This window comes from Paraburkholderia franconis (assembly GCF_009362735.1).
GTDB lineage: Bacteria > Pseudomonadota > Gammaproteobacteria > Burkholderiales > Burkholderiaceae > Paraburkholderia > Paraburkholderia franconis.
The window spans coordinates 19,978-37,343 of sequence record NZ_WHNP01000008.1 but is presented as its reverse complement, the minus strand read 5'-3'; the positions used below and the strand labels follow the sequence as shown (position 1 = coordinate 37,343).

The following is a 17,366-nucleotide window of genomic DNA, read 5'->3' as shown; positions in this document are numbered from 1 at the left end:
CTCTCGACCGCCAACCGATACCTCCACATGTTTAATATCGACGTCCTCCTCGCGGCGCCAATTGACGTCGGTCAAATTGTGTGGTCGAAGCGCGGTCACAATGAAGCCTTCTCGCCGACACGGCCCTTCGGAACACTTCGAGGCACTTCGCAGGCAGATCGCTCTATATGCGCAGGCGACCTGCCAGGCGAGGTCCCGTTAGTGCACTCACTACTGAGAAAGTCGGGGAGGTCGTGAGCTTGCTGTCGTGCCAGGAAGGGCTTATGAGGCACATGCGTATTATCGTGACTCACTACGGTGGACCCGATGTACTCAGGGTGATTGAGGAAGAGTGCCCGGAGCCGAAGGATGGGGAGGTGCGCGTCAAAGTCCTGACTGCAGGCGTCAGCTTGCCCGACCTCATGATGCGCGAGGGCATTCATCCCGAAACGCCACGGGTGCCTTTCACACCGGGGTGGGACCTGGTTGGCGTAGTAGATCGGATCGGCAGCGGCGTCTGGGGAGTCGAATCCGGGCAGATGATTGCCGCGCTGCCGATCAGTGGTGCATACGCGCAGTATATGTGCCTGCCTTATCGCGAACTGATTCCCTTGCCCGCTGGGTTGGATGCTGCCGAAGCTGTCAGCCTCGTGCTGAACTATGTCACGGCTTACCAGATGCTGCATCGTTGCGCAAAGGTTAAAGCTGGCCAGCGTGTATTGATCCACGGCGCGGCGGGCGGGGTCGGCTCGGCCCTTCTGCAACTTGGACGTCTTGCCGGACTTGAGATGTACGGTACCTGCTCATCGCGCGGAGTGTCTGTCGTGTCCGACCTGGGCGGTATCCCGATTGACTATCGACAGTCCGATTTTGTCGACGAAATTCACCGGCTCACAGAAGACGGCGTAGACGTCGTCTTTGATGGGCTTGGCGGCTACCACATCTGGCGTTCCCGCGAGGCTCTTCGTCATGGCGGGACAGTCGTGGCATTTGGGTTAACTACGTCCCTACGCGGAGGGCGATTGGCTTCAGGTCGTCCGGGCGGTCGTCATCGCTTTCGTGCGATCGCCATTTTCGGTTTGTACATTGCTGGCAGCTGGCTTCTTCCGGGCCGGAAACGGGTGATTCCCTACAGCATCCAGTGGCTCAAACGGCTGAAACCCGAACAATTCCGACAGGATCTGATTGCCCTGCTTGAACTTCTGCAACAGAGGAAGATAAAGCCACTAATCGCACAACTCATTCCCCTTGCCGAGGCACGGCGCGCGCACGAACTGTTAGGCGATGGGGGCGTGTCAGGCAAAATCGTGCTCGTGTGCGATAAACCCGGTTCTCAGTAGCAAAAAAGAGAAGGGTATATAGCATATGGCAGGCAGTACGTGAGTCTTTTGCTATGCTGAGCCTGACACACGCATCTTGAATGATTTCAACGACGGAGGAGCGACTTCTGTCGGACGTGGATGCATCAACGGCGGCGCGCTCTGTCGGATCTCGTCGGACCGGGTTCGCCAGCTCCGGACTTCGGCTAGCGTCCCGAGTCCGCCATTCGCATGTCTCAAGCTTCCAGATTTCGGACATTCGCAGATCGGAGCCGACCGGTGATTGATCGGCAGAAACGTTCAGGTCGCTTGAAGTTTGGCGATCCCTGCCTGCGCTGAATGTTGGCATGCCGTGGCCAATGCAGGATTGTCGAAGACCCAATTGGCGTGCCACTTTCCTCGATTCACGCAACGCTGAACATGCATCCTGTGTTCGCTCGGATTTCGTGCGACCTTCCTATGGTGTCGCCGTGCATTACAAACTCGGCAGGCTGCAACGATGTTCCGCTGGCAATCCACCCCACCATCAGCCCGAGCATGAAGATGCTCCGCTGTGCATTGCAGCTGCAACGCTTGACGGCGCGAAAGTTCGTACAGTTCAATGAACGGCCCTGCGTTGCCGTCCCACATTGGACAACCGCAATAGAAGCAAAGACCGCATTGACGATTGAAAGCGCGAGCGCGGTGTTGCGCGATTGACGAGGGCATAAGCGACTCCTGATTTCAGGAAGTTTTCGGGAAATTTCGAAACCCGCTCGCCCTCAAGGCATGCACGGGAACCAGCCGACTCAGTCGCACTGGCACCCCTGCTGATACCCTTTGGGGCGGGGTGATTGACGGCATACCACCGGCATTTCTCACCAGCACCGGCCGCAGCATGACAGCTTTTTCATCTGTGCGGGAAGGCTAGAGAGCGCAAGGCAACCTCGACGTCCTCCAGCGTAACGGTACCTGAGCCGTCACGCAGATACCGAAGAGCAGCAAGATCAAGGATTCGTTTCAATACGGCATCCGTATCCGAGAGAAATCGATCCTGCAATGCGTTGGCGACACAGTCAGCGGTGTGGCGGGAGATTGGGAAGGCGTCACCCGACATCGTTCTGAGTTTCGTACGGACATAGGAAGCGATCCAGTTGTCCCGTGCGTCGACGCATCCCACCGCGCAGATGCGGCAATTGAAGCCACGCGCCGCTCGCGCGAGCCCTTCCTCTTGCATGGACGCGGCAATCGTGTGTTTCTGGGCACATTGCTCTCCGCGTGGTCCGTGCGCAAGCGTCTCCGCACTGCATTGGCATGCGGCACACATGAGACTCTGATCACACTGGTACGTGGTTGCTTCATCATTCGTCATCTCAACTCCCCTGGTCAATGAGGTCAGCGATCGCCTCTCTAAAGGACGTTCGCCAAACCAGTCTCCTCCCCAAATCGCAAAGTCAAGTTGTGCCGTTGGACATTGTCAGGGTACCCATGGGACCGAGAGCTGATTTTGCGCCCGGTGGGAAAGTCCATGGCGTACGAAAGGAGCCGGCGAACATCAGCGCATCATCCACGAGCGGGACAGTTGCTGTGCCGTCACTGCGAGTGGGGAGAAGATGCTACTCGAACGTGTTGAACTGGCGCGACTGTGCAACCATCGCAACGACCGAGCTGCAGTTGATGACGCCGGATCGCGCGTTGCAGAAGGTCAAGCGCGCGGTCTTCGTTCGCGGCAAGGGATGAATGGTGACGGCAGTCCGACCTTGATCGATACGGCGTCGTCAAACCGCCGTGCCGTGCCGGGGGCGATCCGGATTCAACTTATAATTTCACTTTTCAGCGACGCCTTACCGGCGCCATTCCAATGCCTAGACGCTCCGCGCCCACCAGGTTGCCGCATCGCACGATCGGCTGGGCACGCCAAAATACAGACAATATGCACCTCCCGTGCCCGCAGACAGCAGACGGACGACATGCGGATGCCGGCGCTTAAGCGTTTCGCGAACCCGGACGTCACGCGCGCTGTCGCAAACCTTGTCTGGCTTGGTCTCGAGCGTCTCACGCAGATCGGCGTCGCGATCGCGATCAGCGGCGTGCTCGCGCGCTATTTCGGCCCCGACGTGTTCGGCAAGTGGCAATACGCCAATACGCTTTTGCTCGTGTTGTCGCCGATTACATGGGTGTGCGGCGCGGAAATCCTCGTGCCGACCATCGTCCACCGGCCGCCCGAACAGCTCGGCACCGTGCTCGGCAGCGCGTTCGCGTTGCGGCTGTCGGTGTCGGTGGCCGCGTTGCTGCTGACGTGGGCGGGCATTGTGGCGGCCACATCGGCCGGTTTCGCCGATCCCCTCGTCGGCGCGATGCTGGCCGGGCTCGCCGTCACGATGCTGTTTCGCGAGCCGCTCGTCGGCGTAATCAACGCGTGGCTGCAGAGCATGACCTACAGCAAGCCGCAGCTCATCACGAGCATGACGACGGCCATCGCAAAGGCGATCCTCGTGTGGCTGCTCGTGCGCGCGGCCGCCGCGCCCGCGCGCTTCGGCTGGCTGTGGGCGCTCGAATCGGCCGTGATCGGCGTCGTGCTGATCGTCTATTACATGCGAAGCGACGTTGGCAAACCCGGCGGCAAGCTCGGCTGGCGCCTGGACCGCGCGCTCTTTCGCCACTTCGCGACGGCGGGCACGGTGTTCTGGCTCGGGCTCATCTGCATGTACCTGTTCCTGAAGCTCGACCGGCTGATGCTCGAACGCGCGATCTCATTCGCCGATCTCGGGCGTTATTCGGCCGCACAGCAACTGAACGAGAACTGGATCACGCTCGCGCTGATGCTCGCGCAAACGCTCGCGCCCGCGTTCGTCTATCGCATCCGGGACCTCGCGCAACTGCGCCGCAATATGTGGCGGCTCACGGCGATGACAGCCGCGCTGATGATCGCGGGCGCGTGCGTGCTCGATCTGCTCGCGGGCTTCATCATCCGCCGCGTGTTCGGCCCGAACTTCGAAGAGGCCGTCGATATTTTCCGCTGGGCCGTGTGGCTGTCCGTGCCGGCAGGCATCGAGGCGATCGGCAACCTCATCGTGCTGAAGTATCAGGCGAAGTTCGTGTTGCTGTCGAAATGGCTGCTCGCGCTGGCCGTCGCGTGCGTCGTCAATCTGTTTGCGATTGCCCACATGGGCGCGTATGGCGCGCTGGTCGGTCTCGCAGCCGGGTATCTGGCCGCGGCGTCCGTCAATTTCTACTACATCCGTTTCAAGCTGCGTTCATGACGTCACCTTCATTCACGCCGCCCAGCGGCGCGGTCTCGCTCGGCGATGTCGCCGTGCTGATGCCCGCCTTCAACGGCCAGGCCGACGTCGAGAGCACGCTGGCCTCGTTCAGCGAGGATGCGCGCATCCACGTGCTGATCGTCGACGATGGCAGCACGCCGCCCATCGTCGCGCCTGCCTTGCCGAACATGTCGATCGAAGTGCTGCGCATGCCGAAGAACGGCGGCATCGAGCGCGCGTTGCAGGCAGGCATCGAAGCGCTCGCGGCGCGTGGCTTTCGCTACGCCGCGCGTATCGATGCCGGCGATCTGAGCGCGCCACAGCGTCTCGCAAAACAGCGTGCATATCTCGAAGCGAATCCGCGAGTCGCTGGTCTCGGCATGTGGGCGCAGGTCGTCTCGCGCGACGGCACGCCGCTCTTCATGCTGACGCCGCCCGCCGAGCCGCGGGCGATCCGACGCGTGCGCTTTCTGCGCACGTGCTTCGTGCATCCGTCGATGATGCTGCGTGTCGATGCCGTGCTCGCTGTCGGCAACTATCGCGAGGCGTACAAGGCGGCGGAAGATCTCGATCTGTTCCTGCGCCTGATGGAACGCTACGACTGCGCGAATCTGCCAGCAGTCGGCCTTTATTACGAACTGAACGAAGGCGGTATCAGCGCGACCAAACGGCGCCGCCAGATCGCATCGACGCTGCGTTTGCAGATGCAGTACTTCAACGTGCTCAATCCGTGCGACTGGCTGGGCCTTGCAAAGACGCTGCTGCATTTCGTGACGCCGTATCAGACGCTTCAACGCGTCAAGAAGCGTCTCTATGCGCCGCGCGCAAGCCTCTGAACTGACCATCTTTTAGCCGCCTCCATTTCCTGCCCACGCATCGCAAGCATGAAGCAACCGATCGAATCCGCCCGCGCGCTGCGCATCTGTCTCGTGTGCAATACCGCGTTTGCGATCTATACATACCGGCAAGGGCTGATACGCATGCTCGTCGAACGCGGCGTCGAAGTGACCGTGATCGCACCGCGCGACCGCACGTTCGATCTGCTCAAAGAGATGGGCTGCCGATGCATCGAACTGCATGTTGCATCGAAAGGCACCAATCCGCGCGACGACCTGCGCACAATGTGGGCCCTGTACAAGCTCTATCGTTCGATCCGTCCGCATGTCGTGTTTCATTACACGATCAAACCGAACATCTATGGCACGATTGCCGCGAAACTTGCTGGCGTCGAGTCGGTTGCCGTGACGACTGGCCTGGGCTATGTTTTTATCCAGCAGAGCCGTGCCGCGCAAATCGCAAAGCTGCTATACCGCTTTGCGTTTCGCTTTCCGCGCGAAGTATGGTTTTTGAATAAGGACGATCAGGCGGCGTTTCTCGATCAGAAGCTGCTCGCGCATCCCGAGCGCGCGCGCCTGCTGCATGGCGAAGGCGTCGATCTCGACCAGTTTCCTTTCACGCCGTTGCCTGTGCGTGCAGATAAGCACGAAAACGCGCGAGACGCATTTTCTTTTGTATTAATCGGACGTCTGTTGTGGGATAAAGGGGTGGGCGAATATGTCGAGGCCGCGCGTCGATTGCGCGCGACTTACCCGCACGCACGCTTCCAGTTGCTCGGCCCCGTGGGCGTCGACAATCCGAGCGCGATCACGCGGGCCGAAGTCGACGCGTGGGTACGTGAAGGCGTGATCGAGTATCTGGGTGAAGCGCACGACGTACGTCCGCTGATCGAAGCCGCCGACTGTGTCGTGTTGCCTTCGTATCGCGAAGGCATGCCGCGTACGCTGATGGAAGCGTTGGCAATGGGGCGCCCCGTCATCGCTACCGACGTGCCGGGTTGCCGCGAAGTCGTCGCGGATGGCGCTAATGGCCTGCTGTGCGAAGTGCGCAACGTCGACAGCCTCGCGGCAAAACTCGCGCAGATGCTCGATATGCGCGACGACGAACGGCGGGCGATGGGCAAACGCGGCCGCGAGAAAGTCGCGAAGGAATTCGACGAACGTGGTGTTGTTCAGCGGTATAAGCACGTGGTCCGGCAACTCACGGGCGTATCACTTTAAGGGAGTTCGGCATGACAACGAAGGGCACGATTCTGGTAACGGGCGGTGCGGGCTTTATCGGCTCCCATACATGCGTGGAACTGCTCAACAGCGATTACGAGGTGATCGTGATCGACAATCTCGTGAACAGCAAGCGCAAATCGATCGCGCGCGTCGAGAAGATCACCAGCAGGAAGATCGCGTTTTATGAGGCGGACGTGCGCGACGAGGCCACGCTTAATATGATCTTCGACAAGCACCCCATCACAGGCGCGATTCACTTCGCGGCGCTGAAAGCCGTGGGCGAATCGGTCGCGAAGCCGCTCGAATACTACCGCAACAACATGGGCGGCCTGCTCGTGCTGCTCGACGTGATGCGCGCACGCAATGTGAAGCAGTTCGTGTTCAGTTCGTCGGCGACCGTATATGGGGCTCCGAAAAGCTCGCCGATCGACGAAACCTTCCCGCTTTCGGCGACCAACCCGTATGGCCAGAGCAAGCTGATCGCCGAACAGATCCTGCGCGACCTGGAAGTGTCCGACCCGTCGTGGCGCATTGCGACGCTGCGTTACTTCAATCCCGTCGGCGCGCATGAAAGCGGGTTGATCGGCGAAGACCCCGGCGGTATTCCGAATAACCTGATGCCGTATGTCGCGCAGGTGGCCGTCGGCAAGCTCAAAAAATTGCGTGTGTTCGGCGGCGATTACGACACGCCGGACGGCACGGGCGTGCGCGATTACATTCACGTCGTTGATCTGGCGCGCGGGCATATCGCGGCGCTCGATGCGCTCGTCAAACGCGATGCGAGCTTCGTCGTGAATCTCGGCACGGGCCAGGGCTATAGCGTACTCGAAGTCGTGAAGGCGTTCGAGCAGGCCTCTGGCAAGCCGGTGCCCTATGAGATCGTCGAGCGCCGTCCGGGCGACGTTGCGCAGTGCTTTGCGGATCCGGCGAAGGCGCGCGAGGTGATTGGGTGGAGCGCGGCGTATGGGATCGAGCGCATGTGTACCGATCACTGGCGCTGGCAGGCGGGAAATCCGCGGGGGTTTGAGTAAGTCCGCCCCCGGTCTCACCGCGTTCTCAGATATCAAACGCGTGGTTCGTCCACGCGTTTCTGTTTTTCTGGCGCATGCGATCCTAAAGTTTTCTGCGCAACCGCCGGCATGCCGTACGTGAAAATCAGCGCAGTGCCGGCTGGGTGCCCGACATCAGTAAGATGGCGGTCCGGATCGCAACCGTCCCGTCCGGCGTGGCAAGTACCCGGAGAGGCTAACGTTGTAGTCAGGTACGAATGCGCTCGTAGCAAGTATCTGGACTAGATCATGCATCTGGCTCAGTTTGACGACGTTTCTTATAAAGGCTTGCGAGCGACGAAAATCAAGCCGGCGAGCTTTCGTACAACCAGCCGCTGTGCAAATGTTGGCAACCAGATGGCAATCAGTTTTCGCTCTCCAAGTCTTAGTTTCAGCCAGTAATCTTCGATGTGCACAACATCACAGAAGTATTTATCATAAGTCGAATCAATCTCCTGTCGCGATCTGTAATAGGTCCATCGATCAAGCCATTCACAGAACTCCTGACTCCAACTCATCACACTTTTGTTTTGTTTGTGGTATCCCAAACCAACGGCTCTACATGCTGCAGCATAGTAGACTCTTGGGCGACTGCCTTTCGGAAACCAATGAAGAAAAGGGACCCCGCAATGTCCTTCGCGCCAAACCCCCTTATCGGGGAACAGATTTATAACTTTCCCGCCAGGTTTCAAGACCCGTCGAACTTCAGTCAAGACCCTGTCGAGATTATCAACGTGTTCCATAACCTGGTTATTGATGACAAAGTCGAATGAAGCGCTGTCAAAAGGAATAGCATCCCCTTCCATTCGTAAAAGCATGCCATCTTTTGATGCAAGATCCGTTAATGAAGAATAATCTGCGCCTTCGTAAAATACATCGCAACCGTACGCATCGACATCCCGTAGTCGCAGCGCTTTGACAATTTGTCCGGCACCACAACCATAATCGAGAACACGAACATTATTTCCGCGTCGTTGATCGAGAATCCACTGAACACAGAACTCGTAATTGTTCATTTGCGCACCCGATTCGAAGGTAAACAAAATTGGCTCTCCGTCAACAACGGGATCGCACTTTTCAAGGTCTGCCGACCTTAAACCATACTGCGAAAATCCAGGTACGCCATGGCGTTACCATTCAGCCTATGCGAGGCCAATCTTCAATTCAAGTGTGTTTCCGATGGTGTCCGCCACAGATCGGCGCAGCGAGATTGAGGATCTAGCACGACGGCTTTACCATCACACTTCAGGCAGCCGATCAACACGCGCAATTCGATTACGGGCAAGAAAATGGAGCCGCATGAGCGGGGACGCGATCGGGACAAAACTCATGTCGTTAGCACATGCACCTGTTCTTTCCTTCGCGGACTTCGTTTAATGTAACTGGCCCAGCGTCTCCTGTCGTTCTCCGATATCATTCATCCTTGTCAGTCCGGGCCGAATACGTGAGCTGCGGACTTGTCACCCTGTTGCAGCCTGCCTCGCGCGCCAATAGCGACAGGACCCGTTTCCTTCGGAATCTCGGCGCCACTTACATGACCATCGAAGTAGGCTCAACTGGAGAACCGGACTTAAGCCGCATCGCGTCGATTGTCACCGCGTACACGGACGCGTAAAGCGCCTTACGCCATCGCGAACTCCGCGGGAATATTTCAACGACCAGACTGGTTAATTGCCGCGTCTCCCGACGAAGCACCCGTACCAACCCAGCTGCGCGTCGCGGCACTCTCGCGATACATTTTCCTGATGTGCCGTGCAACTTGCGGGGCGGCGTACTTTGCGCCGTAGATGAACCGCATGACAGGTCCAAAAGTATATGCAGAGGCCGGCCCGATTATATATAGCCCGCGCACAACTGTCTCGAAATTGCCGGTAAGTTCGGGTATTCCATCGACAAGCGATAGGGCCTGCACGATTTCTTTCGACAGGAATTGATGTGCATTTATATCCACCTTGAAGCCCGTGGCTGCAATTACATGATTGGCCTCAATGCGCGATTCTGTATTGCAGTTGGCGACGTGCAGAACAATCCGATCGTTCTCGATGACGGCATCCCGGACCTCACTGCCCAAGGACACATCGAATTTTCCGACCACACGATCACGAAGCCACCACGCGCCCGTTGGGCCCCAGTAAGTTGCTACGATCCTCTTTCTGCGCTGATGGTTTAACGTGCGGAACGCGAACGGATACTCAGATGTGATATAGGAGAGCCATCCTCGACCGATTCCGCCTTCGGGCGCCCGCAGCTTCGAGATGATGCCGCGATCGACAGCTGGCTCACCATTCCATGCTATTGAGTTTTCTCGCACAAGCACGCGAATACGCCCTCCAACTTCGTGCATGAGCGCACCCAATCCGAGCGCCGACTGTCCGCCGCCAATAATGACAATGTCTTTCCCGTGGACCCAGTCAAGGCTGCCGTATACGCCCGAATGTGACACGTATTCGCGCGGCAAGCCCTGCAAGACAGGCGGTGTTTTCGCGAACCCCTTGAGCCCCAACGCAAGAACAACCCTGCGTGCGATAAGGGAATTACCGTCGCTAAGATTGAGGTGAAAATAGCCGTCTACACGATGCATATCCACCACGTCGACTGTTCGCACATGGCTAACCAATTGCTGCTGGAACCAGAGTGCATAATCGATGAACATTTCCCGAGAAAGAGGCATACCTACAGGCTGGTATTGGATGCCCTTATGCAGACAGTACTGCTCCATCGTGTAGCCTCGCTGCGGCGTATAGAGGCTACTGGCAAAAGCCTCCGAACGCATCAGCATGCCTGGTGGCATATAGTCTCGCCACGCTTGCATGGGTTTTCCGAGGATTTCATGAGGAACGCCCACTGAGGTCAAGTGGGCCGCAAGGGAAAGTCCATAGGGCCCTGCACCAACTATTACGGTGTCAGTCGTTGCCATTCCTTTTCCCCTCAGAGTTTTCCTGTCTGCTGTTTCCGCTGTTCCTTTCTATGCCAAAGGCGGAAAATCCCCTGCGACGGTCAGTTCAGGCAGTAAAACTGCAAGGGAAAGTCCATAGGGCTCTACACCGACTATTACGGTGTCTATCGTTGCCATTCTTTTTCCCTCAGCGTTTTTCTACCTGGTTTCTCCGCTATTCTGTTCTATTCCAAAGGCGGGAAATCCCGTGCAACGTATAATTCAGGCAATAAAACTGGAAGGCTGGCAGTGGATCATTCCAACGAAAATACCCATCCACCGTATGTGACGCGGCCCTTCGGAGATGAGGTGGCGGCTTGTGAGGCAGATTTGCGCGCCATGCGACAGCTGAGCCATTGGTGACGGGAGAATCGACGGGCAGTCCTAACTCGTGTCGGTAGGCCGCAAGCGGAATATTCACCCCACAGAGCGTCGCAATTTCCTCCTGCCAATCCGTCCTGCCTACTGTCGGTTCGATCATCACAAACTTCGAGTGATTGTCGTCCCATTTGTACTCCATGCTGCCCATGCCATCCATGCTGGCGCGATCTGCAAAAGCCAAGGTCATCGGTTCGAGTAAGTTACCTGCTTCGGGTGCGGCCACGCATATGGCTGTACTGCCCACGTCATGGGGCGAGCACGCGAGCTTGCGTCCTGTGAAGACTGCGACGAAGCGTCCGCTTTCGCCCCGGTAGAAAAGCGTGAAATAGATGTTGCTTTCCGCACCTTCAATCCATTCCTGCACGACGATGCCACCAGGAGTCTCGAGCATCGCCGCCGCGTGCTCACGGGCTTCGTTCAGTGAACCGACACGAACCGTCCGTTCCTTGTTTCCGTTGAGTACATTACGTTTGTCGTCCGGTTTCATGACGCATGGAAAACGTAGTTGAGTCAGTAACGCAAGGTCAGATTCGCTTTCCAGAATCGCGGTGCGTGGAACAGGGAAGTCGTTTCTCAGCGAGAAGTCGTGAAATCCCGCTTTGCTGCTGAGAAGCTTGACGTTCTCGTTTGTGGGGAGTCGAAAGCGATACCATCTGGACAATTCTTTCCGATTTTCTGAGACGCAGTGAACCGATTCTTCAGTGGTCAATATCAGAACAGGCGGGTAAGCGAATTCTTTTCCGAGTTCGATCATGTCCTCCACAAATTCTCTTCCCTCACGCCCTCTGATCAATCTACGTTGCGGGTGACGCGACCATAACGCCGCTTTGCTACTATCAGTATCGACGGCGACGACGGGAACACCAGCGCGCGCCAACGACCGGATGACTCCAAGACCGTTGAGCTCGCAGCCAACGACGACTGCAGCCACTTTTCCATTCGACTCGTACTTGCTGCGCATCGCATCTTTTCCTTCTGTTGTTCCAGCATTGCCGTGACCCGGACGTCGTCGATAGTATGATTAAATCTTGAATTCGGTTAGCGAAGCAGTCGGCAATGACCCGCTCGCCCGCCGCCGCGATTGGCGTGCAGGTACCGGGGGCAGCAGTGTCGAAGAAAAAGTATCCAGCGTCGCCAGCAAGATGCACGTACCCGCAGGAATAACGTTCGCGGACTGGTCGCAAGTCTGCGGCGTGCAGGGGACGCTGAGCGCGCGAAAGTAAGAACTGGGCGTAGTCCAGTACCAGACGTTACCGCTTTGCCCGGAATGCAGGACGCGAAACGACTTCATGGTTTGAAGACCGCGCCTTTGCGGCGGTGCAGTTACCGGCGGAAGTGATGACGGTGTTGGGGGCGACTGCCGGACTGGCTGCACCATCGCTGGCGCCTTCGCATCCAGTGAGTGTGACTGCAATCGCGTTGCGGCGATGGCCGATGATCGCAACGCTCTCATGACTTCAGGAATATGGGCAGCGAGGTCTCGATCTGTATCGTTCATCACGCTCTCCTACCGGGTTTGCTTGATTGCTGCCAGCCGATCGCGTTGTGTTAACGTTTATAGGCCGCCTTCAAAAACAGTGACGGACAAAAAGCTGGCCACTTTTGCCAACTGGAACAGTTGGCACGACCGGCGAAAAGGTAGTATTTTCCACCGACTTTGCACCGGTCGCGTTCGGGCCGGTTTCTTCGCCAGCTTGGCCCGCACAGATCGTTCTTTTCATGGTGCCCCACGAAGGACGCACCATGCGACTCTCATCGCACTGCGCGCGAGCACAGCATTAAGCATCACACTGATACCGGTCTCGCAAGTTGCACGAGCCCTTTGCAAATATCGCATTGTCGATTCGCCTCATCGCTGAGACGAGGGAGTTGAACCGTAACGGTGTCGGTCTCTCTCTCTCTCTCTCAAGCTTCCTCTCAGTGAATCTCTAGCGTGGACCTGCGACAGCCCGCCCGACTGGGTCTTGTGGGTCGTCGCGCATTCGCGATGGACAGACGCCGCCGATACGGGAAGGCGGCGACCGTCATTGCCTAACGACTATTCGACTGTCACTGACTTTGCCAGATTCCGGGGCTTGTCGACATCCGTGCCCCTTAAGCAACCGACGTGGTAAGCGAGCAACTGCAACGGGATCACCCGAAGTATGGGAGATAGCATGCCTGCTCCGTCACGCATTCGGATCAGGCGGCCGTCCTTCGCGGTGTCAAACGCCGAACTGCTATCCGTAAGGACATAGAGTCGACCGCCGCGTGCGTGTACCTCAGCCATGTTCGACACCAGTTTTTGAAACAGCTGGTCGTCAGGCGCGATCGTCACGACTGGCATCGCTCCGCTGACGAGCGCGAGAGGACCATGTTTCAATTCCCCTGCGGCATAGCCTTCGGCGTGTATATACGTAACCTCTTTAAGCTTAAGCGCACCTTCGAGCGCGATTGGGAAATGCATCCCCCGGCCCAGAAAAAGGGCATGCTCCAAATCTGCGAAATCCACGGCCCAGCCCATGATTTGCGTTTCAAGAGCAAGCGCACTCTCGATGTCGGTGGGCAAGCGCCGAAGCCTGTCCAGCCATTCCCCTGTCTGTGCTGCAGTGAGCCTGCCGCGCAATCGTGCGAGTGTCAAGGTGAGCAGAAGAAGAGCGACAAGTTGCGTCGTAAACGCTTTAGTGGATGCGACGCCCATTTCGATGCCCGCACGTGTCAGATAAGCAAGCGTCGTGGCACGCATGATGGAACTCGTTGCGACGTTGCAAATCGCCATGGTCGCCGGTGGTTCTCCCAACTCCTTTGCATGATCGAGCGCGCCGATCGTGTCAGCCGTTTCGCCGGACTGGGATATGGCAACAACCAGAGTGCGTCGATTAGTCACCGTTTCCCTGTACCGGTACTCACTGGCAATTTCCACCTGTGCGGAAATTCCCGCAATGCTTTCGAGCCAGTACTTCGCGGTCAATCCAGCGTAATAACTGGTCCCGCAGCCCAGTAACAGGACGTTATCGACTTCCGATAACAGCTTGCGAGCATCAACGCCGGCCCCGAATAGCGACGGTGAAATCGTGTCGATGGCAGCGAGCGTGTCGCGTACGGCCTTGGGTTGCTCAAAGATCTCCTTTTGCATGAAGTGTTGATGCGGTCCAAGATCCACAGCGGAATCGTGCGCCTTCACCCGGAAAAGAGGACGCTGCGCATCGCGACCGTCAGCGTCGATGATCTGGATTCGCTCTGGCGTAATGAGTGCCACGTCACCGTCGTCAAGGTAAATAAAGCGATCCGTAAGATGATGAAGCGCCCAACAGTCAGAGGCGAGATAGTTATGTTCGGCACCGATACCAACAACAAGTGGCGAACCTGAACGGGCCGCGACGAGTCGTTCAGGTTCGTTCGCGCAAAGTACCGCAATTGCATAAGCGCCGTGCAACTGCTTGACAGCGCGCCTGACGGCTACTAACAGATCACCTGTGTACTCGCTGTGTATGAGATGCGCGATGACCTCGGTATCGGTTTCGCTATGAAACGTGTAGCCCCGGCTGGAAAGTGCAATGCGTAGCGTCTGGTAGTTTTCGATGATGCCATTGTGGACGACAGCAATGGCATCGCCTGACATGATTGGATGTGCATTGATCTCAGACGGCGCGCCATGTGTTGCCCAGCGGGTATGAGCGATGCAAGTTGTGCTCTCCAGCCCCAAAGTCGTCAATCGCTGCTCGAGGTCGGTTACACGACGCAGCGTGCGCACACTGCGAATTCGGCCAGTAGCCTGCAAAGCAATGCCGCAGGAGTCATAGCCGCGATATTCTAGCCTGCTCAACGCCTTGACTAGTTGCGGCACCTGATTTCCGGGACCGCTGGCTCCGACTATTCCGCACATATGTCACCCCACAGGTCGAAGTACCACACCAGATATTTTCGCTAACCGGTATCCCGTCCAACGGCTCGAACAACGCATCACGGCGAGCCCTCACGAGATCTTTACCGGATAGGTGACTCCGTCAGCGCGCCCGCCGAGATCGCGCGGATAGGCTGGCATCAACTCGCGGTAGACCGCAAGTGTCTTGTCGATGATGATCTGCTCGTCGAATTGCACAAGCGCCTTTTCCCGTGCTGCAAGCCCGAGCTTCCTGCACAGCACACGGTCACCGTCCAGCAGCCGGATCGCCTGCGCGAGGGCCCTGCTATCACGAACCGGAACCGATATTCCATCGTCACCGGTTTTGCTGACTACTTCTCGACAGCCCGGTGCATCGGTCGTCACGAGGGCCACACCGCAAGCCGCTGCCTCGATCAATGCCTTGGGCAAGCCTTCTCTGTAACTTGGCAAGACCATCACATCCGTTTCGGAAAGCAATCTTGGCATGTCGATGACATGTCCTAGCCATTCAATTAATCCCTCGTTGACCCATGCTTCGAGTTGCTTCCGCTCAACGGCGGCAGGATTGCCATCGTCGGGCAACCCTGCAAGCTGGCACCTCAACGTACGACCTTCCTGCTTTAGCGCGCGTGCCGCATCGACGTATTCAGCAATGCCTTTGTCCCATAAGAGGCGTGCGGCGAGCAAAACCCGCAGCGGCCGGCCGGCGCGTTGCTCCGGCTCCGCACGCAGGGTAAAACGGGAAAGATTGACACCAGACCCCTTGATCAGCCTTATCGAACACGGATCTACAATGCCGGTAGCTTCGAACAGCGCAACATCGTCCGGGTTCTGCAAGATCAGCGCACTGCCCCGACCGTTCAACGCGAGGCGCAGCACCGCACGGACCACCGGCCTCAGTGCTCGCGCCGTCATGTCACTGCTCGTGAACACGTAACCCATACCTGCCACGGCACTGACGCGCGCCGACACACCGGCAAGCCTGCCGGCAAGCGACCCGTACGCCGCGCACTTGATCGTGAAGCCGTGGATGACACTCACCTGCTCCCGGTGCAGAAATCGCGCGAGCCACATCACGAGTGCAGCTTCCCGCAGCGGATTCAAGCTGCGCCGCTTCATTGGCACCGCATGCCAACGAAACCCCTGCTCCCGCAGCTTGGGGCCGTATTCTCCATCCGGAGACAGGAGAATCACTTCAAAGCCATCATTTCTTAGCCGCCACGCAAGTGAGGCGCGGAAGTTGTAGAGATACCAGTCTGTATTGGCGAATAGCACAACCTTGGGCTGACCCATGATCCCTCCGATCATCCGCTTCGAGCGCTGTTGACAGTGCACGTGACCGTAGAGCCTAAACCGATCCCACGGCACGTTTGTCGTGTTCTTCCTTTACTGCCCCGCCAGTGATGAACCCGCCCGAACCTTCCCGACACCCGGCACGCCCACTTGCGCAAACAGTTCATCCCATTGAGCGAGGATCGTCTCCAACGAGTATCGCTCCCGTATCGACCGCTCCGCGCGCCGTCCCATCTCGATTCGAAGCACCTCATCTGACAACATATGACGCACGGCGCGGGTGAAAGCCTCGACATCTCCCATCGGCACCAGTAGTCCGTCCTGGCCGTCGCGCATCAGTTCTCTGGGGCCGCTTGGACAGTCGAATGCCACCGCTGGAAGACCGAGTGCCATGCCCTCCATCAGTGCCATGGGCAATCCCTCGTGCCGCGACGAGAGTGCAAACGCGTGAGCGTGCATCATTTCGAACCACAGCGTCTGAGTCGTTCCCGGTAGGAGAATCCGGTCACGAAGACGCAAATCGGCAATCTGCGCTTCAAGCTTTTGCCGGTCGGGTCCTTCTCCCCAGATCCAAAGGTCCCAATCTGGAAATTCATCGGCCAGTCTCGAAAAGACTGCAATCAGCAAATCAAATTGCTTCTGATGGCAAAGGCGTCCGACCGACATCAGCCGCTTTCTGGTGGATACGCAAGTACGAGGCTCACTGGGAAACGGTAAATCGTCGGGCAGCGGGTTAGGCACGACCGCGAACCGCTTCGCCTTGACCATCGCCGCGAACGGCGCAACGGCGCTCTCTGTCAGCATCGTTACCACGTCCGCCAGTGGATAGACTGCGCCGCATAGCAACCGCCAGAGCGACGATCGACCTTCGGCGACCGGGTTGTTGTGCTCGCACGCAATGATGGGAATACCAAGACCGCGCGACGAGACGATCGCTGCAATGTTGACGTTCGGAAGGAGTGAGACAATCACGTCCGGTGCACTCGAGCGAATCACTCTACGCAAGGCACGAAAGCGCTCGAGGTAGGCGACGGGTCCGCGGCCGCTTCGGACGATCAGGTCGGCAAGGTACACGAAGCGTACCCTATCGCTCACCGGATAGGCACAAGCGCCATGACCAGTGAACGTCGCAACAAGTGTAACCGCATCCCCCCGCCGAGCCCACGAATTGACGAGCGTCGCGGCCACGCGCTCGGCGCCGCCGTTACCCATTGAATTGACCAGCATAAGGACCTTCATGATT

Annotated in this window: 13 protein-coding genes; 5 read left to right on the top strand and 8 right to left on the bottom strand. The window is 57.9% G+C overall.

All coding sequences use genetic code 11. The features are described 5' to 3' along the window. The first annotated feature begins 272 nt into the window (after positions 1-272). Entirely contained in the window at positions 273-1,319 is a 1,047-nt protein-coding gene (locus tag GCT13_RS10945) for a medium chain dehydrogenase/reductase family protein (protein ID WP_227746784.1), read from the top strand. A 279-nt stretch (positions 1,320-1,598) separates the two neighbouring features. On the opposite strand, the gene GCT13_RS51150 is transcribed toward GCT13_RS10945, so the two are convergent. After that, positions 1,599-1,928: an HNH endonuclease gene (locus tag GCT13_RS51150; protein WP_407670773.1), complete on the bottom strand. Its 330-nt coding sequence runs from the start codon at positions 1,926-1,928 to the stop codon at positions 1,599-1,601. A 1,325-nt stretch (positions 1,929-3,253) separates the two neighbouring features. Between GCT13_RS51150 and GCT13_RS10930 the strand changes: the two genes are divergently transcribed. The 4 genes from GCT13_RS10930 to galE are packed head-to-tail and all read left to right on the top strand — an operon-like array spanning position 3,254 to position 7,631. After that, the gene (locus GCT13_RS10930; RefSeq protein ID WP_152757780.1) at positions 3,254-4,540 is read left to right on the top strand and encodes an oligosaccharide flippase family protein; all 1,287 of its coding nucleotides are present in this window, start codon (positions 3,254-3,256) and stop codon (positions 4,538-4,540) included. Then, positions 4,537-5,376, top strand: coding sequence for a glycosyltransferase (locus GCT13_RS10925; protein ID WP_152757778.1), 840 nt, complete (start codon positions 4,537-4,539; stop codon positions 5,374-5,376). The genes GCT13_RS10930 and GCT13_RS10925 overlap by 4 nt, the downstream gene beginning before the upstream one ends. Before the next feature lie 48 nt (positions 5,377-5,424). After that, positions 5,425-6,597, top strand: coding sequence for a glycosyltransferase family 4 protein (locus GCT13_RS10920; protein ID WP_152757776.1), 1,173 nt, complete (start codon positions 5,425-5,427; stop codon positions 6,595-6,597). Positions 6,598-6,608: 11 nt separating this feature from the next. Continuing rightward, positions 6,609-7,631, top strand: a complete 1,023-nt coding sequence (galE, locus tag GCT13_RS10915; protein WP_152757773.1) for a UDP-glucose 4-epimerase GalE — start codon at positions 6,609-6,611, stop codon at positions 7,629-7,631. A gap of 296 nt (positions 7,632-7,927) precedes the next feature. Here the strand turns inward: galE and GCT13_RS10910 are convergent, their stop codons facing one another. The 7 genes from GCT13_RS10910 to GCT13_RS10885 all read right to left on the bottom strand — a co-directional run bounded on the left by GCT13_RS10910 (position 7,928) and on the right by GCT13_RS10885 (position 17,362). Next, complete coding sequence (locus tag GCT13_RS10910) at positions 7,928-8,692, bottom strand: class I SAM-dependent methyltransferase (protein WP_193727633.1); 765 nt, start codon at positions 8,690-8,692, stop codon at positions 7,928-7,930. 608 nt (positions 8,693-9,300) lie between these two features. After that, entirely contained in the window at positions 9,301-10,566 is a 1,266-nt protein-coding gene (locus GCT13_RS10905) for an NAD(P)-binding domain-containing protein (protein ID WP_152757771.1), read from the bottom strand. A 193-nt stretch (positions 10,567-10,759) separates the two neighbouring features. Then, positions 10,760-11,926, bottom strand: a complete 1,167-nt coding sequence (locus GCT13_RS10900) for a carboxylate--amine ligase (protein WP_152757768.1) — start codon at positions 11,924-11,926, stop codon at positions 10,760-10,762. Positions 11,927-12,533: 607 nt separating this feature from the next. Then, positions 12,534-12,710, bottom strand: coding sequence for a hypothetical protein (locus tag GCT13_RS48285; RefSeq protein WP_193727632.1), 177 nt, complete (start codon positions 12,708-12,710; stop codon positions 12,534-12,536). Positions 12,711-13,003: 293 nt separating this feature from the next. Next, positions 13,004-14,830 carry a glutamine--fructose-6-phosphate transaminase (isomerizing) gene (gene glmS, locus GCT13_RS10895; RefSeq protein ID WP_152757766.1) on the bottom strand — a complete coding sequence of 609 codons (1,827 nt, stop codon included), beginning with the start codon at positions 14,828-14,830 and terminating at the stop codon, positions 13,004-13,006. A 90-nt stretch (positions 14,831-14,920) separates the two neighbouring features. Beyond that, a complete protein-coding gene (locus GCT13_RS10890) occupies positions 14,921-16,123 on the bottom strand; it encodes a glycosyltransferase family 4 protein (protein ID WP_152757764.1) in 1,203 nt (400 codons plus the stop codon). 93 nt (positions 16,124-16,216) lie between these two features. After that, a complete protein-coding gene (locus tag GCT13_RS10885) occupies positions 16,217-17,362 on the bottom strand; it encodes a glycosyltransferase family 4 protein (protein ID WP_152757762.1) in 1,146 nt (381 codons plus the stop codon). Between the last annotated feature and the right edge of the window lie 4 nt (positions 17,363-17,366).